Annotated in this window: 22 protein-coding genes; 18 read left to right on the top strand and 4 right to left on the bottom strand. The window is 62.8% G+C overall.

The window, feature by feature from the left end:
- The first annotated feature begins 199 nt into the window (after nt 1–199).
- The 17 genes from C163_RS02795 (at nt 200) to C163_RS02715 (ending at nt 18,358) form a co-directional block, all read left to right on the top strand.
- Nucleotides 200–1,720, top strand: a complete 1,521-nt coding sequence (locus tag C163_RS02795; protein WP_025337551.1) for an aldehyde dehydrogenase family protein — start codon at nt 200–202, stop codon at nt 1,718–1,720.
- 197 nt (nt 1,721–1,917) lie between these two features.
- Nucleotides 1,918–3,366 carry an ethanolamine permease gene (gene eat, locus C163_RS02790; protein WP_025337550.1) on the top strand — a complete coding sequence of 483 codons (1,449 nt, stop codon included), beginning with the start codon at nt 1,918–1,920 and terminating at the stop codon, nt 3,364–3,366.
- 46 nt (nt 3,367–3,412) lie between these two features.
- A complete protein-coding gene (locus tag C163_RS02785) occupies nt 3,413–4,807 on the top strand; it encodes an ethanolamine ammonia-lyase subunit EutB (RefSeq protein ID WP_025337549.1) in 1,395 nt (464 codons plus the stop codon).
- A gap of 8 nt (nt 4,808–4,815) precedes the next feature.
- Nucleotides 4,816–5,634, top strand: a complete 819-nt coding sequence (eutC, locus tag C163_RS02780; protein ID WP_025337548.1) for an ethanolamine ammonia-lyase subunit EutC — start codon at nt 4,816–4,818, stop codon at nt 5,632–5,634.
- A 108-nt stretch (nt 5,635–5,742) separates the two neighbouring features.
- Entirely contained in the window at nt 5,743–6,201 is a 459-nt protein-coding gene (locus C163_RS02775; protein ID WP_003257044.1) for a GNAT family N-acetyltransferase, read from the top strand.
- A gap of 251 nt (nt 6,202–6,452) precedes the next feature.
- Nucleotides 6,453–7,100: a DedA family protein gene (locus C163_RS02770; protein WP_025337547.1), complete on the top strand. Its 648-nt coding sequence runs from the start codon at nt 6,453–6,455 to the stop codon at nt 7,098–7,100.
- 9 nt (nt 7,101–7,109) lie between these two features.
- Nucleotides 7,110–7,925 carry a zinc-dependent peptidase gene (locus C163_RS02765; RefSeq protein WP_025337546.1) on the top strand — a complete coding sequence of 272 codons (816 nt, stop codon included), beginning with the start codon at nt 7,110–7,112 and terminating at the stop codon, nt 7,923–7,925.
- A 93-nt stretch (nt 7,926–8,018) separates the two neighbouring features.
- A complete protein-coding gene (gene ppa, locus C163_RS02760) occupies nt 8,019–8,546 on the top strand; it encodes an inorganic diphosphatase (protein ID WP_003255365.1) in 528 nt (175 codons plus the stop codon).
- Nucleotides 8,547–8,924: 378 nt separating this feature from the next.
- Complete coding sequence (locus C163_RS02755) at nt 8,925–9,626, top strand: XRE family transcriptional regulator (RefSeq protein WP_025337545.1); 702 nt, start codon at nt 8,925–8,927, stop codon at nt 9,624–9,626.
- Nucleotides 9,627–10,059: 433 nt separating this feature from the next.
- Nucleotides 10,060–11,211 (top strand): efflux RND transporter periplasmic adaptor subunit, encoded by a 1,152-nt coding sequence (locus C163_RS02750; RefSeq protein ID WP_025337544.1) that lies wholly within the window; start codon nt 10,060–10,062, stop codon nt 11,209–11,211.
- Entirely contained in the window at nt 11,208–11,894 is a 687-nt protein-coding gene (locus C163_RS02745; protein ID WP_025337543.1) for an ABC transporter ATP-binding protein, read from the top strand. The genes C163_RS02750 and C163_RS02745 overlap by 4 nt, the downstream gene beginning before the upstream one ends.
- Nucleotides 11,894–13,105 carry an ABC transporter permease gene (locus C163_RS02740; RefSeq protein WP_025337542.1) on the top strand — a complete coding sequence of 404 codons (1,212 nt, stop codon included), beginning with the start codon at nt 11,894–11,896 and terminating at the stop codon, nt 13,103–13,105. The genes C163_RS02745 and C163_RS02740 overlap by 1 nt, the downstream gene beginning before the upstream one ends.
- Nucleotides 13,105–14,301 (top strand): ABC transporter permease, encoded by a 1,197-nt coding sequence (locus C163_RS02735; RefSeq protein WP_025337541.1) that lies wholly within the window; start codon nt 13,105–13,107, stop codon nt 14,299–14,301. Before C163_RS02740 ends, C163_RS02735 begins: the two co-directional genes overlap by 1 nt.
- 367 nt (nt 14,302–14,668) lie before the next feature.
- The gene (locus C163_RS02730) at nt 14,669–16,414 is read left to right on the top strand and encodes a copper resistance system multicopper oxidase (protein ID WP_025337540.1); all 1,746 of its coding nucleotides are present in this window, start codon (nt 14,669–14,671) and stop codon (nt 16,412–16,414) included.
- Nucleotides 16,411–16,734 (top strand): hypothetical protein, encoded by a 324-nt coding sequence (locus C163_RS02725; protein ID WP_038407869.1) that lies wholly within the window; start codon nt 16,411–16,413, stop codon nt 16,732–16,734. Before C163_RS02730 ends, C163_RS02725 begins: the two co-directional genes overlap by 4 nt.
- Complete coding sequence (locus C163_RS02720) at nt 16,724–17,671, top strand: copper resistance protein B (protein ID WP_025337538.1); 948 nt, start codon at nt 16,724–16,726, stop codon at nt 17,669–17,671. Before C163_RS02725 ends, C163_RS02720 begins: the two co-directional genes overlap by 11 nt.
- Nucleotides 17,672–17,680: 9 nt before the next feature.
- A complete protein-coding gene (locus C163_RS02715; RefSeq protein ID WP_025337537.1) occupies nt 17,681–18,358 on the top strand; it encodes a c-type cytochrome in 678 nt (225 codons plus the stop codon).
- A 19-nt stretch (nt 18,359–18,377) separates the two neighbouring features.
- Here C163_RS02715 and C163_RS02710 read toward each other — a convergent pair whose 3' ends face one another.
- Complete coding sequence (locus tag C163_RS02710; protein ID WP_025337536.1) at nt 18,378–19,487, bottom strand: NAD(P)/FAD-dependent oxidoreductase; 1,110 nt, start codon at nt 19,485–19,487, stop codon at nt 18,378–18,380.
- 392 nt (nt 19,488–19,879) lie between these two features.
- Complete coding sequence (locus tag C163_RS02705) at nt 19,880–20,143, bottom strand: DUF3077 domain-containing protein (RefSeq protein ID WP_015268787.1); 264 nt, start codon at nt 20,141–20,143, stop codon at nt 19,880–19,882.
- 272 nt (nt 20,144–20,415) lie between these two features.
- On the opposite strand from C163_RS02705, the gene C163_RS02700 reads away from it, so the two are divergent.
- Nucleotides 20,416–21,366, top strand: a complete 951-nt coding sequence (locus C163_RS02700; protein WP_025337292.1) for an IS110 family transposase — start codon at nt 20,416–20,418, stop codon at nt 21,364–21,366.
- 340 nt (nt 21,367–21,706) lie between these two features.
- Here C163_RS02700 and C163_RS02695 read toward each other — a convergent pair whose 3' ends face one another.
- Both C163_RS02695 and C163_RS02690 read right to left on the bottom strand, forming a co-directional pair.
- Nucleotides 21,707–21,949: a hypothetical protein gene (locus tag C163_RS02695; protein ID WP_025337535.1), complete on the bottom strand. Its 243-nt coding sequence runs from the start codon at nt 21,947–21,949 to the stop codon at nt 21,707–21,709.
- Nucleotides 21,950–22,276: 327 nt separating this feature from the next.
- Nucleotides 22,277–24,454 carry a TonB-dependent siderophore receptor gene (locus tag C163_RS02690; RefSeq protein ID WP_025337534.1) on the bottom strand — a complete coding sequence of 726 codons (2,178 nt, stop codon included), beginning with the start codon at nt 24,452–24,454 and terminating at the stop codon, nt 22,277–22,279.
- Nucleotides 24,455–24,550: the final 96 nt, after the last annotated feature.

The following is a 24,550-nucleotide window of genomic DNA, read 5'->3' as shown; positions in this document are numbered from 1 at the left end:
TTGCAATGCACCCTCCGGTTACGTGTCGCAAATGGCACAAAGTGTCACCCCCGCGCGTACCGGCGCTGGCACAGCGACCGTGGGCCAGGCCCAAAGAGCCGAGCCAAGTCATTGATTTGCCTGGTACTCGAAACGCTGGCCCAACCTTTGCTCTACGCTTTCCAACTCCCTAACAAACACAATAGCCAGGAGACACACCATGCGTTACGCACATCCCGGTACCGAAGGCGCGAAGGTTTCCTTCAAGAGCCGCTACGGCAACTACATCGGTGGTGAGTTCGTTCCTCCGGTAAAGGGGCAGTACTTCGAAAATACCTCCCCGGTGAATGGCAAGCTGATCGCTGAATTCCCTCGCTCCACTGCCGAAGACATCGATAAAGCCCTGGATGCCGCCCACGCTGCGGCCGACGCCTGGGGCCGCACTTCAGTGCAGGACCGCTCCAACGTTCTGCTGAAGATCGCCGACCGTATCGAGCAGAACCTCGAACTGCTGGCAATCACCGAAACCTGGGACAACGGCAAGCCGATCCGCGAAACCCTCAATGCCGACATTCCGCTGGCGGTCGACCACTTCCGCTACTTCGCTGGCTGCATCCGCGCCCAGGAAGGCGGCGCCGCGGAAATCAACGAAGGCACCGTGGCGTACCACATCCACGAGCCGCTGGGCGTGGTCGGGCAGATCATCCCGTGGAACTTCCCGATCCTGATGGCCGCCTGGAAGCTTGCCCCGGCACTGGCCGCCGGCAACTGCGTGGTGCTCAAGCCGGCCGAGCAGACCCCGCTGGGCATCACCGTGCTGCTGGAAGTGATCGGTGACCTGCTGCCAAAAGGCGTGCTCAACGTGGTGCAAGGCTTTGGCCGCGAAGCCGGTGAAGCATTGGCCACCAGCAAGCGCATCGCCAAGATCGCCTTCACCGGCTCGACCCCGGTCGGCTCGCACATCATGAAATGCGCCGCCGAGAACATCATCCCGTCCACCGTCGAACTCGGCGGCAAGTCGCCGAACGTGTATTTCGAAGACATCATGCAAGCCGAGCCAAGCTTCATCGAGAAGGCGGCCGAAGGCATGGTGCTGGCGTTCTTCAACCAGGGCGAGGTATGCACCTGCCCGTCACGGGCACTGGTACAGGAGTCGATCTACCCGCAGTTCATGGAAGTGGTGATGAAGAAGGTGCTGCAGATCAAGCGCGGCGACCCGCTGGACACCGACACCATGGTCGGCGCCCAGGCCTCGCAACAGCAGTTCGAGAAGATCCTGTCGTACCTCGACATCGCCCAGAAGGAAGGCGCCGAGTTGCTGACCGGCGGCAAGGTGGAAAAACTGGAAGGCTCGCTGGCCACCGGTTACTACATCCAGCCGACCCTGCTCAAGGGCAACAACAAGATGCGCGTGTTCCAGGAAGAAATCTTCGGCCCGGTGGTCAGCGTCACCACCTTCAAGGACGAAGCCGAAGCCCTGGCAATCGCCAACGACACCGAGTTCGGCCTGGGTGCCGGCGTGTGGACCCGCGACATCAACCGTGCCTACCGCATGGGCCGTGGGATCAAGGCTGGCCGCGTGTGGACCAACTGCTACCACCTGTACCCGGCGCATGCTGCGTTCGGTGGCTACAAGAAGTCGGGGGTCGGGCGTGAGACCCACAAGATGATGCTCGACCACTATCAGCAGACCAAGAACCTGCTGGTGAGCTACGACATCAATCCGTTGGGCTTCTTCTAAACCGGCGCATTTGGGGCTGCTGCGCAGCCCATCGCGACACAAGGCCGCTCCTACAGGAACCGCGTCCCCTTGTAGGAGCGGCCTTGTGTCGCGATGGGCCGCAAAGCGGCCCCAAAGCCACTGGCTCGCTTCCTGCAGTACCCATCACCATCGGCCCGGAACCCGTCCGGCCACCAAGAAAAACAACAGGTGAATCTATGCCAAGCGATCATTCCGCCGGCTCGCCGGCAGGCTCTTCCGTCGACTTCGAAAAAGTCGGCTCGGACTATTTCCAGCAACGTGAACTGAAAAAAGGTGCCGCCGGCTGGGTCCTGCTGGTCGGCCTGGGCGTGGCCTATGTCATCTCCGGCGACTATGCCGGCTGGAACTTCGGCCTGGCCCAGGGCGGCTGGGGCGGCATGTTCCTCGCCACCCTGCTGATGGCCACCATGTACCTGTGCATGTGCTTCTCGCTGGCCGAACTGTCGTCGATGATCCCCACCGCAGGCGGCGGCTACGGCTTTGCCCGCAGTGCCTTCGGCCCCTGGGGCGGCTTCCTCACCGGGACGGCGATCCTCATCGAGTACGCCATCGCCCCCGCCGCCATCGCGGTGTTCATCGGCGCCTACTGCCAGTCACTGTTCGGCATCGGCGGCTGGATGATCTACCTGGCGTTCTACATCGTGTTCATCGGCATCCACATCTTTGGCGTGGGTGAGGCGTTGAAGCTGATGTTCATCATCACCGCCATCGCCGCCATCGCCCTGGCCGTGTTCCTGGTGAGCATGGTGCCCCATTTTGATGCAGCCAACCTGTTCGACATCGCCAAAACGGACGCCGTGGGCGCCAGCAGCTTCCTGCCGTTCGGCTATGTCGGCGTGTGGGCGGCCATCCCCTATGCCATCTGGTTCTTCCTCGCCGTAGAGGGCGTGCCGCTGGCTGCCGAAGAAACCAAGAACCCCAAGCGTGACCTGCCACGCGGCCTGATAGGCGCCATGCTGGTGCTGCTGGCCTTCGCCCTGCTGATCCTGGTGGTCGGCCCCGGCGGCGCAGGCTCCGAAGCACTGAAAGCGTCCGGCAACCCGCTGGTAGAAGCCTTGTCCAAAGCCTACGGCGGCAGCACCTGGATGGGTGGCTTCGTCAACCTGGTCGGCCTGGCCGGGCTGATCGCCAGCTTCTTCTCGATCATCTACGCCTACTCCCGGCAGATCTTCGCCCTGTCCCGCGCCGGCTACCTGCCGCGCAAGCTGTCGGAAACCAACAAGAGCAAGGCCCCGGTACTGGCCTTGGTCATTCCCGGGATCATCGGCTTTGCCCTGTCGCTGACCGGCCAGGGTGACCTGCTGATCCTGGTGGCGGTGTTCGGCGCTACCCTGTCGTACGTGCTGATGATGGCCGCGCACATCACCCTGCGCATCCGCCGGCCGAAAATGGAGCGCCCATACCGTACCCCCGGTGGCATCTTCACCTCGGGCCTGGCACTGGTACTGGCCTGCATCGCCGTGGTCGCCGGTTTCCTGGTCGACCCACGGGTGGTGATTGGCGCCGCAGTGATCTATGCGGTATTAATTGCCTACTTTGCTTTCTACAGCCGCCACCACCTGGTCGCGGGTACACCGGAAGAGGAATTCGCCGCGATCCAGAAGGCCGAAGAGGCCTTGCACTGATCGCCGCCACCCGCCGCGGGGCAACCCGCGGCTCTGGAGAGTCTGTATGGCAAGTTTCGTACACACGGTCGGCCACCTGGTCTACCGCTTCGACAGCCTCAAGGAAGTGATGGCCAAGGCCAGCCCCGCCCGCTCGGGGGACTACCTGGCGGGCGTCGCGGCCAGCAACGACGGCGAACGGGTCGCCGCGCAGATGGCCCTGGCCAATATCCCGCTGACGCATTTCCTCAACGAAGCGCTGATCCCTTACGAAGATGATGAAGTCACGCGCCTGATCATCGACACCCACGATGCCCAGGCCTTCGCCCCGGTCAGCCACCTGACCGTGGGTGGCCTGCGCGACTGGCTGCTGAGCGAAGAAGCCAACGAGGACAGCCTGCGCAACCTGGCACCCGGGCTGACGCCGGAAATGGCCGCCGCGGTGTCGAAGATCATGCGCGTGCAGGACCTGGTGCTGGTGGCACAGAAGATCCGCGTGGTCACCCGGTTCCGTGGCACCATGGGCCTGCGCGGGCGCCTGTCGACCCGGCTGCAGCCCAACCACCCCACCGACGAGCCAGCCGGCATCGCCGCCAGCATTCTCGACGGCCTGCTGTACGGTAACGGCGACGCCATGATCGGCATCAACCCGGCCACCGACAGCATCGCCTCGATCTGCGCCCTGCTGGAAATGCTCGACGCCATCATCCAGCGCTACGACATCCCCACCCAGGCTTGCGTGCTGACCCACGTCACCACCTCGATCGAGGCGATCAACCGTGGCGTGCCACTGGACCTGGTGTTCCAGTCCATCGCCGGCACCGAGGCGGCCAACGCCGGGTTCGGCATCAACCTGAACGTGCTGCAGGAAGGCTACGAAGCGGGCCTTTCACTGAAACGCGGCACCCTCGGGCAGAACCTGATGTATTTCGAAACCGGCCAGGGCAGCGCGCTGTCGGCCAACGCCCACCACGGCGTCGACCAGCAGACCTGTGAAACCCGCGCCTATGCCGTGGCCCGCCACTTCAAGCCGTTCCTGGTCAACACCGTGGTCGGTTTCATCGGCCCGGAGTACCTGTACAACGGCAAGCAGATCATCCGCGCCGGCCTCGAAGACCACTTCTGCGGCAAGCTGCTGGGAGTGCCGATGGGTTGCGACATCTGCTACACCAACCACGCCGAAGCCGACCAGGACGACATGGACACCCTGCTGACCCTGCTGGGCGTGGCCGGGATCAACTTCATCATGGGCATCCCCGGCTCCGACGACATCATGCTCAACTACCAGACCACCTCGTTCCACGACGCGCTGTACGCGCGCCAGACCCTGGGCCTGAAGCCCGGGCCGGAATTCGAGGCATGGCTGGCCCGCACCGGCATCTTCACCCAGGCCGATGGCCGGGTGCGCTTTGGTGACAACCTGCCGCCGGCCTTCCGCCAGGCCTTGGCACAGCTTGCATAGGGATGACCATGGACCACCGCACGCCTACCCCCGACAACCCTTGGCTGGCCCTGCGCAACCTGACCCCGGCGCGCATAGCCCTGGGCCGCACCGGCACCAGCCTGCCGACCGGTGCGCAGCTGGACTTCCAGTTTGCCCACGCCCAGGCCCGCGACGCCGTGCACCTGGCCTTCGACCATGCCGGCCTGGCTACCCAGCTGAGTGACCGCGGGCGCGAAAGCCTGGTGCTGCACAGCGCCGCCAGCGACCGCAACCAGTACCTGCAACGCCCGGACCTGGGGCGACGGCTGAACGAAGATTCGGTTGCCGCGCTGCGCCAGCACGCCCAGGCCAACCCCGGCGGGGTCGACCTGGCCATCGTCGTCGCTGACGGCCTGTCGGCACTGGCCGTGCACCGCCACACCCTGCCATTCCTGGCGCGTTTCGAGGAACAGGCCGCCGCCGATGGCTGGACCAGCGCCCCGGTGGTGCTGGTGCAGCAGGGCCGCGTGGCAGTGGCCGACGAGGTTGGTGAGCTGCTGGGCGCACGGATGACGGTGATGCTGATCGGCGAACGCCCGGGGCTCAGCTCGCCCGACAGCCTTGGCCTGTACTTCACCTATGCACCGAAGGTCGGCCTGACCGATGCCTACCGCAACTGCATTTCCAACATCCGCCTGGAGGGCCTGAGTTATGGCATGGCGGCGCACCGCTTGCTGTACTTGATGCGCGAAGCCTGCCGACGCCAGCTTTCCGGGGTGAATCTGAAGGACGAAGCCGAGGTCCATAGCCTGGAGAGTGAACACAGCACCGGCCAGAAAGGTAACTTCCTGCTCGGCAAAGGGTAAAAAACATGTCACGGAAGGCGGATTGCACTTGCACCGCGCATTGGGCAGCATGCCCTTGAAGGCTGATGGCAATCCGCTGTTTCCCCTAATGGACTCTGAGGGCCGCACATGCGCATCATCAAGGCAACCCTGGAACACCTCGACCTGCTCACGCCGATGTTCGTCAAATACCGTGAGTTCTATGGGCAGCTACCCTACCCTGACAGCTCGCGCAGTTTCCTGGAGAAGCGCCTGAAGCGGGATGAGTCGGTGATCTACCTGGCGCTACCCGATGATGACGACGGCAAACTGCTGGGATTCTGCCAGCTGTACCCAAGCTACTCATCGCTGTCATTGAAGCGGGTATGGATTCTCAACGATATCTATGTGGCCGAGGACTCGCGGCGCATGCTGGTGGCCGACCACCTGATGCGCGAGGCGAAGAAAATGGCCAAGGAAACCAACGCCGTGCGCATGCGGGTGTCGACCAGTGCGGACAATGAGGTAGCGCACAAGACTTACGAATCCATCGGGTTTCGTGAGGATAACGAGTTCAAGAGCTATATCCTGCCGATCAGCCAGGATTGACCTGCACCGGCCTCTTCGCGGGCTCGCCCGCTCCCACAGGTACAGCACAGCCTTAGGAAGCAGTGATATCCCTGTGGGAGCGGGCATGCCCGCGAAAGGGCCGGTACAGGAATACACCCCTGCCGTAACCCCCCGCTACAAACTCGCCGGGCATGTTCCTGACTTAGCCGTATAATGGCCCACCTGTCATGTGTGAAAATTTACCCATCCCCAGGTAACCGAGCCTACGCCCAAGAACACAGGTGCTGTACATGGATTTCAACCCGCTGGACCTTATCCTGCATCTCGATGCCTACCTCGATCTGCTGGTCACCAACTACGGTCCCTGGATCTACGCCATCCTCTTCACCGTGATCTTCTGTGAAACCGGGCTGGTGGTCATGCCCTTCCTGCCCGGCGATTCGCTGCTGTTCATTGCCGGCGCCGTGGCCGCCGGTGGCGGCATGGACCCGTTGCTGCTGGCCGGCCTGCTGATGGCCGCCGCAATCCTCGGCGACAGCACCAACTACGTGATCGGCCGCACGGCCGGCGAGCGGTTGTTCAACAACCCCAACTCGAAAATCTTCCGTCGCGACTACCTGCAGCGTACCCACGACTTCTATGAACGCCACGGCGGCAAGACCGTGACCATGGCGCGCTTCCTGCCCATCCTGCGCACCTTTGCACCGTTCGTCGCCGGCATCGCCCACATGCACTACCCGCGCTTCCTCGGTTTCAGCGTCGCCGGTTCGCTGCTGTGGGTCGGCGGCCTGGTGACCCTGGGCTACTTCTTCGGCAACGTGCCATTCATCAAGCAGCACCTGTCGCTGATGGTGGTGGGCATCATCATCCTGTCGCTGGTGCCGATGATCCTCGGCCTGCTGCGTGGCCGCCTGGGCCGCACGGCCAAGGCCCACTGAAACCTGCAGATGTGGTCGTTCAGCGCCTGGCGGCGCAAGCGCACCCTGGCGCGCTACCCCATCACCCCCCAGCAATGGCAGGCCGTGCGCGAGCGCCTGCCGATGCTGGACGGCATCACGGACGAAGAAGATCGCTGGCTGCGTGAAGCCTGCATCCTGTTCCTGCTCGACAAGCACCTCACCTGCCTGCCCGGCGTCGAGCCGGACGACGAGCAGCGCCTGTTGCTGGCGGCCCAGGCGCAGTTGCCGCTGCTGCACCTGGGCGAGCTGAACTGGTACCAGGGTTTCCACGAAATCATCCTCTACCCCGACGACTTCAAGAGCCCCCAGCGCCACCGCGATGCCAGTGGCGTGGAGCATGTATGGGACGGCGAGCACAGCGGCGAGGCCTGGCAGCAGGGCCCGATCATCCTCGCCTGGAACGGCGTGCTGGCCAGTGGTGGCTGGGAGGCCTACAACCTGGTCATCCATGAACTGGCGCACAAGCTCGACATGCTCAATGGCGATGCCAACGGCCTGCCGCCGCTGCACAGCGGCATGCCCGTGGATGAATGGGCAACCGCCATGCAACAGGCCTATGACGACCTCAACCGCCAGCTGGACGCCAACCCCGACGCCGAAACCGCCATCGACCCGTATGCCGCGGAGAACCCCGCGGAGTTCTTTGCCGTCACCAGCGAGTACTTCTTTAGTGCCCCCGACCTGCTGCAACAGGCTTATCCACAGGTCTACCGCCAGTTGTCGCTGTTCTACCGCCAGGACCCACTGGCGCGCCTGTGCCGGCTGCAGGCCGAACACCCGGAATACCGCGAAAGCCACGCCTGACGGGGCCGCACATCAGGCCAGGCGTGGCATGCCCATGCAGAATGTGCCTATAATCGCCGCCACTTTTTTGGTCAAACACGGGGGCACTGCCCAATGAGCTACAGCAAGATTCCGGCGGGCAAAGACCTGCCGAACGACATCTACGTCGCCATCGAGATCCCGGCCAACCACGCGCCGATCAAATACGAGATCGACAAGGACAGCGATACCCTGTTCGTCGACCGTTTCATGGCTACCCCGATGTTCTACCCAGCCAACTACGGCTTCATCCCGAACACCCTGGCCGATGACGGTGATCCGCTGGACGTGCTGGTCGTTACCCCTTACCCGGTAGCCCCAGGTTCGGTTATCCGCGCCCGTCCGGTCGGCGTGCTGAACATGACCGACGACGGCGGCGGCGACGCCAAGGTCATCGCTGTTCCTCACGACAAGCTGTCGCAGCTGTACGTCGACGTGAAGGAATACACCGACCTGCCAGCCCTGCTGATCCAGCAGATCGAGCACTTCTTTGCCAACTACAAAGATCTCGAGAAGGGCAAGTGGGTCAAGATCGAAGGCTGGGAAGGCGCTGACGCCGCCCGCGCCGCGATCACCAAATCGGTTGCTGCCTACAAGGGCTGATGCCGGTTGCATGAAGAACCCCGCCTCGGCGGGGTTTTTTTATGGCCATTCGTCAGCGACCTTCGTTCGCAGCCTTCTTGTTGAATGACCTGCCTTCGCGGTCGGTTGTAGGAGCGGCCTTGTGTCGCGATCGGGCGCGAAGCGGCCGTAAAACCAGCAAATGCGGTCTCTCAGGTAAATCGTTCGGGATGGTTTTGGGGCCGCGTCGCGCCCCGTCGCGACACAAGGCCGCTCCTACAGCTACCGCGCCAACGTCTGATGCGGTAATAAATCCTACGCAGTCCTACTCCAACGCCCTACAAACAGGCGCTTTTCACACAAGCCCCATCAACATCCGGTTCATATCCTTGCTGGCACCCCGCCGCTACACTCGCCGCCATGAACACATCCGGCGACCGACTCAAAGCCCTCCTCCACGAATGTGGCCTGACCTCTTCCGATTTCGCCGCCCAGCGCAGCGTCACCCCCCAGCACGTCAACAACTGGCTCAAGCGCGGCGTGCCTTTGGCCCGGCTGGACGAAATGGCCGACCTGTTCTGCGTGCATCGTCGCTGGTTGCGCACGGGCGAAGGCCCCAAACACCACAACCCGATCCTGCGCACCTGCCCGCCAGGGCCGGCGCCCGCCAACCCGCGCACGCCGCTGTCGGCGCAAGGCGGCCGGGCACTGAAGGTGCCCTTTTACGAACTGCACAACGGCCTGCTGTCGCCCGTGGCGGGCAAGCACATGTGCCTGCCCGCAAAAGCCCTGAAAGGGTTGGGAGTGCACGCCGACAACGCCATCTGCCTGGCGATGCCCGCCAGCAACATGACACCGCTGATTCCGCTGCAGGCCACCCTGGCCATCGACCTGGGCATGACCCAGGTGTTCGAGGGCGAAACCTATGCCCTGCTGCACAACGGCGTGCTCAGGGTGAACAACCTCAGCCTCGGCCAGCACGGCACGCTGTACCTGCACAGCCATGATCGGCGCAACTATGCGGTCGAACGCTACACCACCGCCCAGCGCCAGACACAAGGGCTGGAGGTTCTGGGCTGGGTGTTCCACTGGTCGCATTTCCGCCAGCAACGGCCCGACTGAAACAACCTGTGCCATTTTTTGCTGGGCATCCTGCGCGCGCCCTTGTATGCTACGCCGCACATTCAGCCCCCGACCGGCGCGAGCCGCGGTCCAGAGGGCTCGGCGATATCCCACACGGGCATCTGCCATCTCTTTCAGGCCCTTGATGGCCACACAGTTAAGGCGATTGCGGCTTACCATAAATTAGTCGGAAGCGTCCCCGAGAAGCCGGCCACAAGCCGGCTTTTTAATGCCCGCCATTCTCATCCTCTGAAACTTTCTGCGGCCTTTCCATCGCCGGGGAATCGCCGCTGCATGAGCGAAAAAAATCTCATTCGCCATTTATCTGACACTATACTAACGCTTATCCGAAAATCGTCGGATAAATGACGTTTCGCGTGGAGCTTTCACCCTCCTGATCTAGGCTCAAGCCATATGGGAGGAGGTGTAGTCCATGCGCAAATTATTGATTGGCTCGTCGATCCTGGCTTGTCTTGTGGTGTTGGGCGGCTGGTTGAGTCGACCGCAGCCGTTGCCGGTCAGGCTGCTGGAAGTTGAGCGGGGGCCGGTGGAGACGGTGGTGGCCAACACGCGCGCGGGTACGCTGAAGTCCTGTCGACGCTCGCACCTGTCCTTCAATGTCGGTGGCCAGGTTGCCGAGTTGCTGGTCAGTGAGGGCCAGCGGGTCCAGCCGGGTCAGGTGCTCATGCGCCTGCGGCAGGACGAGCAACAGGCCAGGCTGCAGGAAGCCGAGGCGCGGCTGGAGGCCCAGCGCAACACCCGCGAACAGCGCTGCCAGCAAGCTCTGCTGGACCGGCGCGACCTTGATCGCCTCGGCCAGTTGGCCGACCGCAAGTTGATTGCCGCCGATCGCCTCGATCAGGCCACGACCAAGGCCAACCTGGCGAAGTTGATGTGCAGTGCCAGTGCCGTGCTGATCCGCGAGGCCGACGCCAGCCTGCAGTTGCAGCGTTCACTGCTGGAACAGACAACCCTGCGTGCACCATTCGCCGGCATCGTCGCAGAAATCAACGGCGAACTCGGCGAGTTCGTCACCCCTTCGCCGCCAGGTATTCCCACGCCGCCGGCAGTCGACCTGATCGACGACAGTTGCCTGTATGTAGAAGCACCGATCGATGAGGTGGACGCTGCCCGGGTTCACCCGGGAACCGCCGTACGGATCAGCCTGGATGCCTTCCGTGGTCAGCATTTCACCGGCCGCGTCAGCCGCATCGCGTCCTATGTGCGCGAACTGGAGAAGCAGGCGCGCACCGTCGATGTCGAGGTGCGCTTCGACCAGCCGCCGGCAGACCTGGCCCTGCTCACCGGCTATAGCGCCGATGTCGAGATCCTCCTGGAGCAGCACGCGGGCGCCTTGCGCATCCCCACCGAGACCCTGCTGGAGGGGCAGCGTGTGCTGCGATATGACCCGAGCGCCCGGGTGTTGCGCGAGGTGCAGGTGCAAACCGGGCTGAGCAACTGGCGCTGGACCGAGGTGCTTGCAGGGCTGGACGAGGACGCACGCATAGTCGCCAGCCACGAGCAGGAAGGGCTCAAGGATACCGTGGCGGTGATCCCGGTGGATGCCGCGGAGAGCGAGAAATGATCCGCCTGCGCGGCGGCAGCCGCAGCTTCCAGTTGGGCGAACAGCAGGTGATGGGGCTGGATGGCCTGGACCTGGACATCGCCGCCGGTGACTACATGGCGGTGATGGGCCCGTCGGGCTCGGGCAAGTCGACCTTGCTGAACATCCTCGGCCTGCTCGACGCGCCGAGCGCCGGCGAATACTGGCTGCAGGGCGAGGCCACGGCGGCGCTGAGCGAGGCGCGCCGCGCCCAGTTGCGCAGCCGGCTGATAGGTTTCGTGTTCCAGTCCTACCACCTGATCGCACGGCTGACGGTGCTGGAAAACATCGAGCTGCCGATGGTCCTCGCCGGCATTGGTGCGGCGCAACGGCGCAAGCGCAGCAGCCAATTGGTGGCACGCCTGGGGCTGGGCGAGCGCATTGCCCACCGCCCGGCCGAGCTATCCGGTGGCCAGCGCCAGCGCGTGGCGATCGCCCGGGCGATGGTCATGCAACCGGCGCTGCTGTTGGCCGACGAACCCACCGGCAATCTCGATAGCCAGGCCGGCGCAGAGGTCTTCAGCCTGCTGGAAGAGCTCAACGGCGAGGGGCTGACCCTGATAGTGGTGACCCACGATGCCAGCCTGGGCGCCCGCGCACAGCGCCAGCTGCACATGCGTGACGGGCGGATCCACAGTATTGCGCCGCAGTGGGCGCTGGCCTGATGCGCGCTGCCGATGCCCTGGGTTTCTGGCTAGGTGCCTTGCGTGGGCATCGCTCACGCAGCCTGATGCTACTGCTGGCCATCGCTATCGGGGTGGTCGCGGTCAACCTGCTCACCGGTCTTGGCGCGGGCGCGCGGGCCTTCGTCCTGAACGAATTCTCGCTGCTCGGGCGCGACATCCTCATCGTTTTCCCGGGGCGCAAGGAAACCACCGGGCGAATGCCGCCGCTCACCGGGCTGACGCCACACGAGTTGACCTTGCAGGATGTCCAGGCCATCACCCGGTTGCCTGGCATCCGCCGGGTCGCGCCGCAGCAGGCCGGGCAGATGGAGGTGATAGTCGGCAACCGCAATCGTGAAGTGCTGACGCTGGGCACCACCCGGGACTTCTTCGCCATTCGCCAACTGACCGTCGTACAAGGCCAACCCCTGCCGACGCTGGACCCTGAGCAGGCCGAGGCCGTCTGCGTGATCGGCGGCAAACTCCGGCGCGAGCTGTTCGGAGCTCGCCCGGCCCTGGGTGAATGGTTGCGCGCTGGCGACCGGCGCTTCCGGGTGGTCGGCATTCTCGGTGAGCGGGGCGAATCGCTGGGGATGGATTTCGCCGAGATGTTGATCATCCCGGTGGCCAGCGCCCAGGCCATGTTCAATAGCGAGGGGTTGTCGCGGGTGTTTGTCGAGGTGCATGGTCCGAGCTTTCTCGACCGTAGCAAGCAGCTGATACTCGCCGCGCTCAAGGAGCGCCACGAGGGTGAGGAGGACGTCACCCTGGTCAGCCAGGACAGCCTGCTCAGCGCCTTCGACCAGATACTCGCGGTGCTGACCCTGGCGGTGGCCGGCATTGCCGCGATCAGCCTGCTGGTGGCAGGCATCCTGATCATGAACGTGACCTGGATTGCGGTGAGCCAGCGCAGCGCCGAGATCGGCCTGCTCAAAGCCATAGGCGTGACAGCGGCGCAGCTGCGCCTGCTGTTCCTCGGCGAGGCGGCGCTGCTGGCCCTGACAGGGGCACTGGCAGGGCTGCTGCTGGCCGAAACCTTGCTCTGGCTGGGGCGCTTGGCGTTCGATCTGCCGCTCTATGCCCCCTGGTGGGCGCGGGCTGGCGCAGTGCTGCTGGCACTCGGCACGGCGCTGTTGTTCGCCTGGCTGCCGGCCGCTCGGGCCTCGGCGCTGGAGCCGGTGGCGGCGCTACGCCCACCGGGGGCGCACTGATGCGCTGGCAAGATGGTTTCCGGCTGACCAGCTCGGCGCTGACCTGCCGCCCGCTGCGCAGCCTGCTGACCCTGCTCGGGGTAGCGATCGGCATAGCCGCCGTGGCGCTGCTCACGGCCATAGGCGAAGGCGTGCGCGGCTATGTGCTGGAGAACTTCTCGCAGTTTGGTACGCGGATCATCACCGTGCGCCCGGGCAAGACCCAGACCAGCGGCCTCGGCGGCCTGCTTGGCAGCGTGCGCCCACTGACCATCAGTGACACCGACGCCCTGCGGCGCTTGCCGCATGTCGAGGCGGCGGTGCCGATCATTCAGGGCAGCGGGAATATCCAGTTCGGTCAACTGAGCCGGCGCAGCGACATTCTCGGTGGCGGCCATCAGATGGCGCAGGCCTGGCGCATGCAACTGAGCCTGGGCGAGTTCCTGCCCCCGGCCCGTGACGGCCGTTCGCCGCCCTATGTGGTGCTCGGCCATCAGCTGCGTACCGAGCTGTTCGGGGCGCGCAACCCGCTGGGTGAGCTGGTCCGCGTCGGCGGCGTGCGTTTCCGGGTGATCGGCGTGATGGCGGAGAAAGGCCAGTTGCTCGGTTTCAATCTCGACGATATTGCCTACATCCCGGTGGACTGGGCGGAAAGCCTGTTCAACCGCACCGGAGTGGTCAAAGCCCATGTGGTGTTCGGCGCAGGTACCACGTCACGGGCATTGAGCCGGCAGATTCGCGAGGTGCTCGGCGAACGACACGGTGCGGAGGATTTCAGCCTGACCACCCAGGACGACATGCTGCGCAGCTTCAACCGCGTTCTCGGCACCCTGAGCCTGGCCATTGGTGCCTTGGGGGGCATTTCGCTGCTGGTCGGCGCCGTCGGCATTCTCACCATCATGACGACCACTGTGGGCGAGCGCACGGCAGAAATCGGCCTGTTGCGGGCGATTGGCGCCAGTCCGCGGCAGGTACTTGGGTTGTTTCTCGCTGAAGCGACACTGCTGTCCCTGGCCGGTGGCCTGCTTGGCCTGCTGTTGATGGGCATGCTGCTGGGGCTACTGCACCTGGCCATGCCGAGCCTGCCCTTGGCGCTGCAACCGCTGTTTCTGCTGCTGGCGCTGCTGCTGGCGGCGATGCTCGGCATTCTCGCCGGCCTTGCTCCGGCCGTGCGGGCGGCCCGCTTGCATCCGGTGGCGGCGCTGCGCATCGAGTAGCGGCCAGGCCAAAGAGCCGCTTGATGGGGCTGCTTTGCAGCCCTTCGCGGGCACGCCCGCTCCCACAGAATACATAGCCCAAAGATTTCGCAGGGCCTTGTGGGAGCGGGTTTACCCGCGAACACCGGCAAAGCCGGTGCCATACACCGCGTCGCATTCTTCGCGGGTGAACCCGCTCCCACAGGGTGCGCGGCGCGCTTACTGAATTTGACCCACCGCAAGCTGACAGAAAAGTAATCTGAAGCTCAGCCAGCTGACAGCGCAGGTCCGCTAGCGTTAAGGAAGATTGTGGGGCTTCTCGACCCACGGGCTGGGGCGTTCAACCGCCTGAACACCAGCAACTTTTCGACTGACTGGACGCAACGGCATGCAAAGCAAAACCACCAGACGCTCCTTCGTCAAAGGCCTGGCCGCTACCGGACTGCTTGGCGGGCTGGGCATGTGGCGCGCGCCGGTCTGGGCCGTGACCAGCCCCGGCCAACCGAATGTGCTGAGCGGCACCGACTTCGACCTCTACATCGGTGAGCTGCCGGTCAACATTACCGGCACTGCACGTACAGCGATGGCCATCAACGGCTCCATTCCCGGGCCCATCCTGCGCTGGCGCGAAGGCGATACCGTCACGCTGCGTGTGCGCAACCGCTTGCAGCAGGACACCTCCATCCACTGGCACGGCATCATCCTGCCGGCGAACATGGACGGCGTGCCGGGCCTGAGCTTCCATGGCATCGCCCCCGACGGCATGTATGAGTACAAGTTCAAGGTCCAGCAAAACGGCACCTACTGGTACCACAGCCACTCCGGTTTCCAGGAGCAGGTCGGGGTTTATGGCGCCTTGGTCATCGATGCGAAGGAGCCTGAGCCGTTCACCTATGACCGGGACTACGTGGTCATGCTCAGCGACTGGACGGATGAAGACCCTGCACGGGTGCTGTCCAAGCTCAAGAAGCAGTCCGACTACTACAACTACCACAAGCGCACGGTGGGCGATTTCGTCAACGATGTGAGCGAAATGGGCTGGTCCGCCGCGGTAGCCGACCGCAAGATGTGGGCCGAGATGAAAATGAGCCCCACCGATCTCGCTGACGTGAGCGGCTACACCTACACGTACCTGATGAACGGCCAGGCCCCGGACGGTAACTGGACGGGCGTGTTCAAGCCGGGCGAGAAAATCCGCCTGCGCTTCATCAACGGCTCGGCCATGACGTATTTCGATGTGCGAATTCCCGGCCTGAAGATGACGGTTGTCGCGGCGGATGGGCAGCATGTCAAACCCGTTGCGGTCGACGAGTTCCGCATCGCCGTTGCCGAAACCTACGATGTCATCGTCGAGCCCGAAAGCGAGCAGGCTTACACCATCTTCGCTCAATCCATGGACCGTACCGGGTATTCCAGGGGCACCCTGGCTGTTCGCGAAGGCTTGCAAGCCCCTGTTCCAGCTGTCGATCCACGGCCAATCATTTCCATGAGCGATATGGGCATGGATCACGGCGACATGGCTGGCATGGACCACGGCAGCATGGCAGGCATGGACCACGGCAACATGGCCGGCATGGACCATGGCGACATGGCTGGTACCAGCGCGCCCATGCAGAGCCACCCAGACTCCGAGAGCGACAACCCGCTGGTCGACATGCAGACCATGACCCCGACACCAAAACTGGACGATCCGGGCATCGGCCTGCGTGACAACGGCCGCCGTGTGCTGACCTATGCGGACCTGCGCAGCACCTTCCCGGACCCGGACGGCCGCGCGCCTGGTCGCACAATCGAGCTGCACCTTACCGGCCACATGGAAAAGTTCGCCTGGTCCTTCGACGGCATCAAGTTTTCCGATGCCGAGCCACTGCGCCTCAAGTATGGCGAGCGCCTGCGCATCACCCTGGTCAACGACACCATGATGACCCACCCCATCCACCTGCATGGCATGTGGAGCGACCTGGAGGATGAAAACGGCAACTTCATGGTGCGCAAACACACAATCGACATGCCGCCTGGCTCAAAACGAAGCTATCGCGTCACGGCAGATGCCCTGGGGCGTTGGGCCTATCACTGTCACCTGCTGTTCCACATGGAAATGGGCATGTTCCGCGAAGTCCGTGTGGACGAATGAACTGGAGATCCGAGATGAGCAAACCAATGAAACGAAGCGCGTTTTTCCTCTCTGCTGCAATGGCCGGCCTGTTTGCCGTTTATGCCCCGTCGTCGTGGTCCGGCGACAACAATCAGCAGCCTGCCGATGCCGCAAAAGCCAAGGGTGCCCAAGGCATGGACCATGGTTCGATGAAGGGCATGGATCATGGCGCCATGAAGGGCATGGACCACGGTTCGATGAAGGGTATGGACCATGGCTCGATGCAAGGCATGGACCACGGCAAGATGATGGAATCCCATGGCAGCGACAAAGCCAAGGCAGGGAAAGATGCTCAATAGCCTGGCACGACCATCGCTGCTGGCATTGACCGTTTCGCTCGGTGTGCTGGGCGCTGCGCCCAGCTTCGCCGCTGAAGAAATGGACCATTCGATGATGGACCACGGCAAGATGGATCATGGCAGCATGCCGGGCATGGACCACGGCGCCATGGATCATGGAGCCATGAACCATGAAGCGATGGACCATTCGAAAATGAACCACGGCTCGACGGATACGCCGACGACCAGCCGTACCCCGATCCCGGTGCTGACCGATGCCGACCGCCAGGCAGCCTTCCCCCCATTGGGCGGGCATCAGATGCACGACAGTGCTATCAACAGTTTCTTCCTGCTGGACCAGCTCGAGTACCAGGATGCCGATGAAGGCAGCACGCTGGCCTGGGATGCTTCTGGCTGGGTAGGCGGCGATATCAACCGGCTGTGGATCCGCTCCGAAGGTGAACGTACCAACGGTGTCACCGAGGATGCCGAATTGCAGCTGCTGTACGGCCGCTCGATCAGCCCATGGTGGGATGTGGTTGCCGGGGTGCGACAGGACTTCAAGCCTGAATCCCCCCAGACCTGGGCGGCGTTCGGTATCCAGGGCATGGCGCTTTACGACTTCGAAGCCGAAGCCACCGCGTTCATTGGCGAGAACGGCCAGACTGCCGCGCGCCTGGAAGGCGACTACGACATTCTGCTGACCAACCGCCTGATCCTGCAGCCGACCGCTGAAGCCAATTTCTACGGCAAGAACGACCCTGTGCGCGGCGTCGGTTCCGGCCTGGCAAATACCGAAGTCGGGCTGCGCCTGCGCTATGAAATAGTCCGCCAGTTCGCCCCTTACATCGGCATCACCTGGAACCGCTCCTACGGCAAAACCGCCGATTTCATCCGCGACGAGGGTGGTGATGTGGATGAAGCGCGTTTCGTGGCCGGTATCCGCATGTGGTTTTGAGAATCAGACATGAAAAGAACAATAACAACGCTTGTTGCAGCAGGCGCGGTGGCCAGCGTGGCCGTGCTGGGTGCTGCGTACTCCGGCCTGGTCAACGTCGGGGCCGATGATCCCCATTTCCCCGCCGTGCATGCCTTTCTGGCCATGGCACGGGACCGCTCGATCGCAGTACGGGCCAGGGACATCGAGGTGCCGGACCTGAAAAATGAAGCGCTGATTGGTACCGGCGCCGGTAACTACAATGCCATGTGCATCGGTTGTCACCTTGCCCCTGGCGTCGAGAAGACCGAGCTCAGCCAGGCTCTGTATCCATCGCCCCCCAACCTAGCCAAAAGCGGGATTGGTGGCGACCCCGCTGCGGCGTTCTGGATCATCAAGCACGGCATCAAGGCCTCCGGCATGCCGGCCTGGGGCAAGAGCATGGGCGATGAATACATCTGGGGCATCGTCGCCTTCCTGGACCAGTTACCCCAGTTGAACGCCGAACAATACAAAACGATGGTCGCGGCCAGTGGCGGCCACCAGCATGGTGGTGGCGAAAGTGAAATGCACAACCATGAAGGCCAGCACCGCGGCAACGTGCCTGGCCACCACGGTGAGCAGGCCTCGGGCGCAGGCCAGCACGATGAGGGGCATTCAAAGGCCCATACTCATCGCGATGGCAAGCAGCACATGCATAAAGACTGAAGGCAGCTTCGCACTGCCTTCAGTTGTCACGCAGGGTACGCAGCACGCGATCCGCCAATGCCAGGCAACTGGTCAACCCCGGTGACTCGATGCCAAACAGGTTCACCAGCCCCGGCACACCATGCTCGGCGGGCGTACTGATGACAAAGTCCGCCGCCGGGTCCAGCGGGCCGCTGATTTTCGGGCGGATGCCGCTGTAGGCCGGTTGCAGGCTGGCGTCGGGCAGGTCGGGCCAATAGCGCCGTACGGCGGCATAGAAGCTGTCGCCGCGCCGGGGGTCTACCGGGTAGTCGATATGTTCCACCCACTCCACATCCGGGCCGAAGCGCGCCTGGCCGCCCAGGTCGAGGGTCATGTGCACGCCCAGGCCGGCGTGTTCCGGTGCGGGGTACACCAGGTGCCGAAATGGCGCACGACCGCTCAGGCTGAAATAGCTGCCTTTGCATAGATAGGCTTTGGGCACATGGGCCGGGTCGAGGCCGGTGATGTGCCCAGCGACTTCAACTGCCGATAACCCAGCGCAGTTGACCAGCCGCTGGCAGGTCAGGCTCATCGGGTCGGCACCGCCCATGTCCAGGCTGAAACCGGCCTCGATCACCCGCACGGCAAGCAGTGGGGTATGCAGTACCAAGGTGGCGCCCGCAGCCTCGGCGTCACCCAGCAGGGCGAGCATCAAGCCATGGGAGTCGATGATGCCGGTGGACGGCGACCACAGCGCGGCGACACATGACAGCGCCGGCTCCAACTCACGCGCCTGGTCGGCGTCGAGCCATTGCAGGTCATCGACACCATTGCGCCGGCCCTGCTCCAGCAGGCGCTGCAAGCCTTCGACCTGGGCCGCATCGGTGGCGACGATCAATTTGCCGAGGCGTTGGTATTCAACGCCTCTGCTGTCGCAATAGGCATACAGGCGTTGCTTGCCCTCGACACACAGCTGCGCCTTGAGGCTGCCATCGGGGTAATACAGGCCGGCGTGGATCACCTCGGAGTTGCGCGAGCTGACCCCGACGCCAATGCCCTCGCCCGCCTCCACCACCAGCACTTCATGGCCAGCCTGGGCCAAGGCACGCGCCACCGCCAGGCCGACCACACCGGCCCCGACCACCACACACTCGATATCAACGCTCACCTGCACCTCGCTTGTCGAAAGGCTTGACTGGCCTGTATTACCCCAGGCGCCACTCTAATCAAGCGGGCGATCAGGTGTATACCGACAGGTTTGCAGCGCCTGTGAGACCGAGCGCCGCCCGCGCGGCGCTTCGCAGCACAAGGCTGCTCCTACATTTGTTTCGGGCCAATATCGCCTGTGCCAGGGGCGCGCGGTCGCCTTGTTTGTGCGACGCGATATCACGGCATGCGCCAAGGCGTTCGCGCGCGAATTACACAGGAAGGACTGGCCCGAAACAGATGTAGGAGCAGCCTTGTGCTGCGAAGCGCCGCGCGGGCGGCGCTCGGTCTGACAGGCGCTGAAACTGCCGCGGCGAACACCTTGCGGCCCTCATGCGACCTAAAGGCAAACGCTCACTGCCCCATGCCCAACTCAGCATCATCCATCAGCGCCTTGGCCATCGCACTCAGGTAGTGTGCAGCCCAGATCATCATCGGCTTCTCATCCATCAGGCCGGTGATGGTCAGTTCGCGGACATAGCCCATCAACTCTGAGGACTGCTCGCGGGCATCGCGGCAGGGGATGCCGGGCTCGATGCGGAACAGTGGGTGGGTGCCATGTTCGCCTTGGTAGAACGTGGTCTTGCCGACAGTGAATTGGGTGTCTTCTGTGGTCATTTTTGAATCCCCTGAAAGTTCTCGACTGCCTGGACGGGCCCTTTCGCGGGTAAACCCGCTTGTGTCTTGATGGGGGATTAGAATTTGGAGTGAGAGCGGTGAATGGCAAGCTGAATGCCGTAGGTGCCTTGAGCACGTGTGGGAGCAAAAGCTGCCATTCACCGTTCCACTTTGGCGAGAGCCCGAACAGTTGGATGCGGCTCTGATCTCGAATCACAAGCGTGGGCCAAGCCAAAGTCCTCTCACTGTGTTGAGTTTAGGAGGTTTTGGTGATGGCTTCCTTCTTGGGTATCGATGTTTCCAGTCTCTCCCTTGATGCTGCGGTGCGGCCACAGGGCATCAAAATGCATTTAAGCAATGATCCAACAGGGTTTGAGGCGCTACTGGAGAGCCTTCGCAAGCTCAGTATCAAGCGCGTCCTGTTAGAGGCGACGGGTGGCTACGAGCGAGATGTCATGTGTTTTCTACAGGACGCTGGCTACAAGGTCATACGCGTCAATCCCAGGCGAGCCAGGTCATTCGCTGACTCTTTAGGCATCAAGGCCAAGACTGACGCCATCGACGCCGAGGTTCTGGCGCACTATGCCGAAGTCATTCCAGATCAACCCTCTCTGCGAGTCAGCCCCGAACGAGCGCTTCTGCGAGAGTTGCTTCAGCAACGTGATCGGATGGTTCAACAGCGAGATGACGACCTGCGGCGCCTGAAGCAGGTGCAATCGACTGCAGTTGCTAACTACCTGAATGCCAACCTGAAACACTTCAAGGCGCAGATCAAACGGGTTGAGTGTGAGATCGAACAGCAAATCGCGATGCTGAACGACGAACGGGTTGCCCAGCTGATCAAAGTGAAAGGCATTGGGATGGTGACAGCGGGCAAACTAATAGCGCTGCTGCCGGAGCTAGGTCGGGTTGAGTCCAGAGAAATTGCCTCCCTGGTTGGGGTGGCGCCCTTCAACCACGACAGCGGGAAATTCATGGGCAAGCGCTCTATCTCTGGCGGGCGATTTGCGGTCAGGCGATCGCTGTACATGGCATGCCTTGTGGCGATGAAATACAACCCAGCACTCAAGGCTCGTTATCAGTCACTGCGGGAGCGCGGAAAACTTCCCAAAGTCGCTATCGTGGCCTGCATGAGAACGTTCATCGTGCGGTTAAATGCCATGCTCAGAACGGGTACATCATGGCTCGATCTAGTGCTACCGCAGCCTGAAGGTACAACGTAAATCCAGAACGCAGCGTGAGCCGCCTGGAAGCGGGCTTGCCCGCGAAGCCAACACCGTGGTGGATGGCACGGGCTTCGCCCGTGTTCGCGGGCAAGCCCGCTCCCACAGGGATCGCGCCAGCTTTTTGAAATTGAGCAAGACAGTTGCTCCCACCTCGACCGCATCGGCCTCGAGCCAGGCGCTATCCCTGTGGGAGCTGGCTTGCCGGCGATGAGGCCAGTACAGGCAACACAAGACAGTTGCTCCCACAGGTACTGTGCAAGTCTTGAAGACTGTGGTGATCCTGTGGGAGCGGGTTTACCCGCGAAAGGGCCCGCCCAGACAACACATCACTCAAGCCTCAGTGCAAAGTCCTGGGCCCAGTGGGCATCTGCACCTGAATCAATGCCGACTCCAGCAAAGCCCGCAGCGTCTCCAGTTCATGCATCGACGTCATCATCAAAACCGACGCCGGCGACTTGGGCTGCAGCAGCATGGCCTGATGCACAACGGTCGCAGCGCACAGCGCATAGTCCGTGGCCTGGATCAGGGTGTCTTCAAGGGAATGAATATCGTGGGGTGGATCGGGGACAATCTTAAGCATGGTGAGGTTCTCAATTGATTGGCTAGAACCGCCACTCATTACTTGCAGTGTGATGGGGGGCGGCCACGTACAGGTCTGCAAGACCGGCAGAGAACGAAACCGGCAGGTTCGAAAACCTCCCGTACGCAGCCACCATAAAGCGCGCGCAATGGCATGCCATTGGCTATTGGTGATCGGTAATCGTTCTCTGAGCGGGCTTGCAGGCCCGGTCGCTGATTTGGCAACGACTGGGCCACACTAGTCCGCCAGGAACACCACCGCAATGGCTCAAGGGCGCTAGGAAGCTATTTCAGAAATGGCCTACGCGCAACGGGAAAAATCTGATTATCAGAAGTCATACCGCGCCCCAACCATCATGCTCCGCGACGGCCCGTAGAAGTTGAACGTCGAGGTCGACCCCACCCGCGACAGGTAGTCCCGGTCGAACAGGTTGTTGATGTTGAAGGTGGCCGTCAGCTTCGAGGTAACCGGATAAGACAGCATTGCATCCACCGTCGCATAGCCTGGCGCGTCGATGCGCACACCGCCGTTCTCGGAATAGAAGTTGCTCATCGCCGAAATACCGCCACCAATGGCCAGGCCGTTCAGCGGCCCTTGGCTGATGGTGTACTTGCTCCACAGCGATGCCTGGTTGCGCGGCATGATGAAGAAGGTGGTTTCGGCATCGCCCTTGAGGGTTTCGGTTTCCATCCAGGTGTAGCCGGCCAGCACTTCCCAGTTCGGCGTCAGCTTGCCGCTCACTTCCACTTCGGCGCCTTTCACACGGGTCTTGCCGGATGCCACAGAGTCAGTGGTAGCGACACCGTCGGCGTCATACACGGTGGTCGCGCGGTTCTTGTCCGTCAGGCGGAACACCGAAAAGCGCGTATTCAGGTCGCCGCCGAAGTAGCTGCTCTTGAGACCGAACTCGTACTGCTCGCCCTCACGCGGCTTGAGCACCCGGCCATTGCTGTCGGTGTCGGACTGCGGCTTGAAAACCTGCGAATAGCTGGCGTACAGCGCATGGTTCTCGGTCAGGTCGTAGACCAGGCCGCCATACGGGGTGAAGTGGCCATCCACGCGCTTGCTGTCGTTGGTGGTGGCGCCGCTGCTGAGGGTAGTGGTGTAGAAATCACCGCGATACCAGCTGAAGCGGCCCCCGGCGATCAGCGCCAGACGCTCGACCGGGCGGAAGGTGACCTTGGAGTACAGGCCGTATTCCTCTTCCTGCATACCGGTCTCGGTGCTGTAGTTGGGCGATGGCTTGGCGAACTGCTTGGGCGAGTATGTGTTGACGTTGATGGCGCCCAGGTTGGTTGTGCCGTTGAGGTACTCGGTGTCGTAGTTCTTGTAGTCGCTGCCGACCACGAATTCGCTGACCTGGCCGAAGGTTTCGAACGGCTGGCTGTAGCTGGCGTCCAGCGAGTAGGTGTCCTGGGTGAAATCGCGGGCGCTGGCGCGCTCGGAGTTTGCGCCAGTGGTGGCGTTGGTCGCGGTGAAGGCGTACAGGTAATTGGTGTCGCGATGCGAGCCACGGGCTGCGACACGGCCATAGCCGCCGTTGTCGAAGCGGTGGGTCAGCTCGGCGACCAGGTCGGTGGTCTTGCCGTCGAAGTAATTCCAGTCGGCCCCCAGGAACTTCGAATGGCTGAAGTCGGGCACTTCGCCGGACAGCGTTGCCGGATAGCCATTGTGCGGGGTGATGTTCTTCACTTCATGAATCAGGCCGAACGACAGGGTGGTGGCGTCGTCCAGGTCGACGTCCAGCGCACCGTAGTAGCTGTTGCTGGTGTTGGCGTTGTAGTCGACCTCGCCATTGGTGTCGTCACGCGAGGCGATGAAGCGCCCGCGCACGCGGCCGGCATCATCCAGCGGCCCGCTCAGGTCGATTTCTTCGTGGTTGGTGTCCCAGGTGCCATAGCTGCCTTCGACGTGCCCCTGGAACTCGGCGGTCGGGCGCTTGCGCACCATGTTGACGATACCGCCCAGTTCGCTGGTGCTGCTGAACAGCCCGGCCGGGCCACGCATGATCTCGACACGGTCGAATGCCGCCAGCGACGGTACTGTACCGAAGATGCTGGCCATGGGCGCCGGCAGGCCGTCGATATTGAACTCGCTGTACTCGTAGCCACGGGCGTAGATCGACGAACGGCCACTGTCGTTGGTCAGGGTTCGCAGGCCGGCGGTGTACTTGGCCAGGTCATCGAGGTGCACGAACTGGCGGTCCTTGACGTAGTCCTGGGTGTAGACGGTGATCGATTGCGGGATGTCCTTGAGCGCTGCGGGGGTCTTGGTGCCCACGGTGGCGGCATCCACGCTGTAGCCGCCAGTTTCTTCCGACGGCAGCATGTCATACAGGCGGTTGCCTTCGATGGTCAATGCCGGCAGGTCAAGCGCGCTGTCCTCGGCAGACGCCTGAGTCGCTACCGTCTCGGCCAGTGCCGACAACGAAAACGGCGCCAACAGCCCCAGCACCAGCCAGCCCCGAACCCGTCGCGAGTCCCCCAAACTTTTGAAACTGCTCATGACACACCCTTTCCCCAAATGGTAGTAATTCGCAAACGAAACAAGTTGCTTTTTGCGAACGATACCGAAGGGAAATCGGGGGTGCAGCAGGATTAA

Origin of the sequence: Pseudomonas sp. FGI182 (genome assembly GCF_000511325.1) — a bacterium.
In the GTDB taxonomy this organism is placed as follows: Bacteria; Pseudomonadota; Gammaproteobacteria; order Pseudomonadales; family Pseudomonadaceae; genus Aquipseudomonas; species Aquipseudomonas putida_Z.
Note: the sequence above shows the minus strand (reverse complement) of the source record. Positions and strands in the feature narration are given on the sequence as shown.

Coding starts and splice junctions, on each gene's coding strand:
- C163_RS02795 (WP_025337551.1), top strand. CDS start 200: ATGCGTTACGCACATCCCGGTACCGAAGGCGCGAAGGTTTCCTTCAAG.
- eat (WP_025337550.1), top strand. CDS start 1,918: ATGCCAAGCGATCATTCCGCCGGCTCGCCGGCAGGCTCTTCCGTCGAC.
- C163_RS02785 (WP_025337549.1), top strand. CDS start 3,413: ATGGCAAGTTTCGTACACACGGTCGGCCACCTGGTCTACCGCTTCGAC.
- eutC (WP_025337548.1), top strand. CDS start 4,816: ATGGACCACCGCACGCCTACCCCCGACAACCCTTGGCTGGCCCTGCGC.
- C163_RS02775 (WP_003257044.1), top strand. CDS start 5,743: ATGCGCATCATCAAGGCAACCCTGGAACACCTCGACCTGCTCACGCCG.
- C163_RS02770 (WP_025337547.1), top strand. CDS start 6,453: ATGGATTTCAACCCGCTGGACCTTATCCTGCATCTCGATGCCTACCTC.
- C163_RS02765 (WP_025337546.1), top strand. CDS start 7,110: ATGTGGTCGTTCAGCGCCTGGCGGCGCAAGCGCACCCTGGCGCGCTAC.
- ppa (WP_003255365.1), top strand. CDS start 8,019: ATGAGCTACAGCAAGATTCCGGCGGGCAAAGACCTGCCGAACGACATC.
- C163_RS02755 (WP_025337545.1), top strand. CDS start 8,925: ATGAACACATCCGGCGACCGACTCAAAGCCCTCCTCCACGAATGTGGC.
- C163_RS02750 (WP_025337544.1), top strand. CDS start 10,060: ATGCGCAAATTATTGATTGGCTCGTCGATCCTGGCTTGTCTTGTGGTG.
- C163_RS02745 (WP_025337543.1), top strand. CDS start 11,208: ATGATCCGCCTGCGCGGCGGCAGCCGCAGCTTCCAGTTGGGCGAACAG.
- C163_RS02740 (WP_025337542.1), top strand. CDS start 11,894: ATGCGCGCTGCCGATGCCCTGGGTTTCTGGCTAGGTGCCTTGCGTGGG.
- C163_RS02735 (WP_025337541.1), top strand. CDS start 13,105: ATGCGCTGGCAAGATGGTTTCCGGCTGACCAGCTCGGCGCTGACCTGC.
- C163_RS02730 (WP_025337540.1), top strand. CDS start 14,669: ATGCAAAGCAAAACCACCAGACGCTCCTTCGTCAAAGGCCTGGCCGCT.
- C163_RS02725 (WP_038407869.1), top strand. CDS start 16,411: ATGAACTGGAGATCCGAGATGAGCAAACCAATGAAACGAAGCGCGTTT.
- C163_RS02720 (WP_025337538.1), top strand. CDS start 16,724: ATGCTCAATAGCCTGGCACGACCATCGCTGCTGGCATTGACCGTTTCG.
- C163_RS02715 (WP_025337537.1), top strand. CDS start 17,681: ATGAAAAGAACAATAACAACGCTTGTTGCAGCAGGCGCGGTGGCCAGC.
- C163_RS02705 (WP_015268787.1), bottom strand. CDS start 20,143: ATGACCACAGAAGACACCCAATTCACTGTCGGCAAGACCACGTTCTAC.
- C163_RS02700 (WP_025337292.1), top strand. CDS start 20,416: ATGGCTTCCTTCTTGGGTATCGATGTTTCCAGTCTCTCCCTTGATGCT.
- C163_RS02695 (WP_025337535.1), bottom strand. CDS start 21,949: ATGCTTAAGATTGTCCCCGATCCACCCCACGATATTCATTCCCTTGAA.
- C163_RS02690 (WP_025337534.1), bottom strand. CDS start 24,454: ATGAGCAGTTTCAAAAGTTTGGGGGACTCGCGACGGGTTCGGGGCTGG.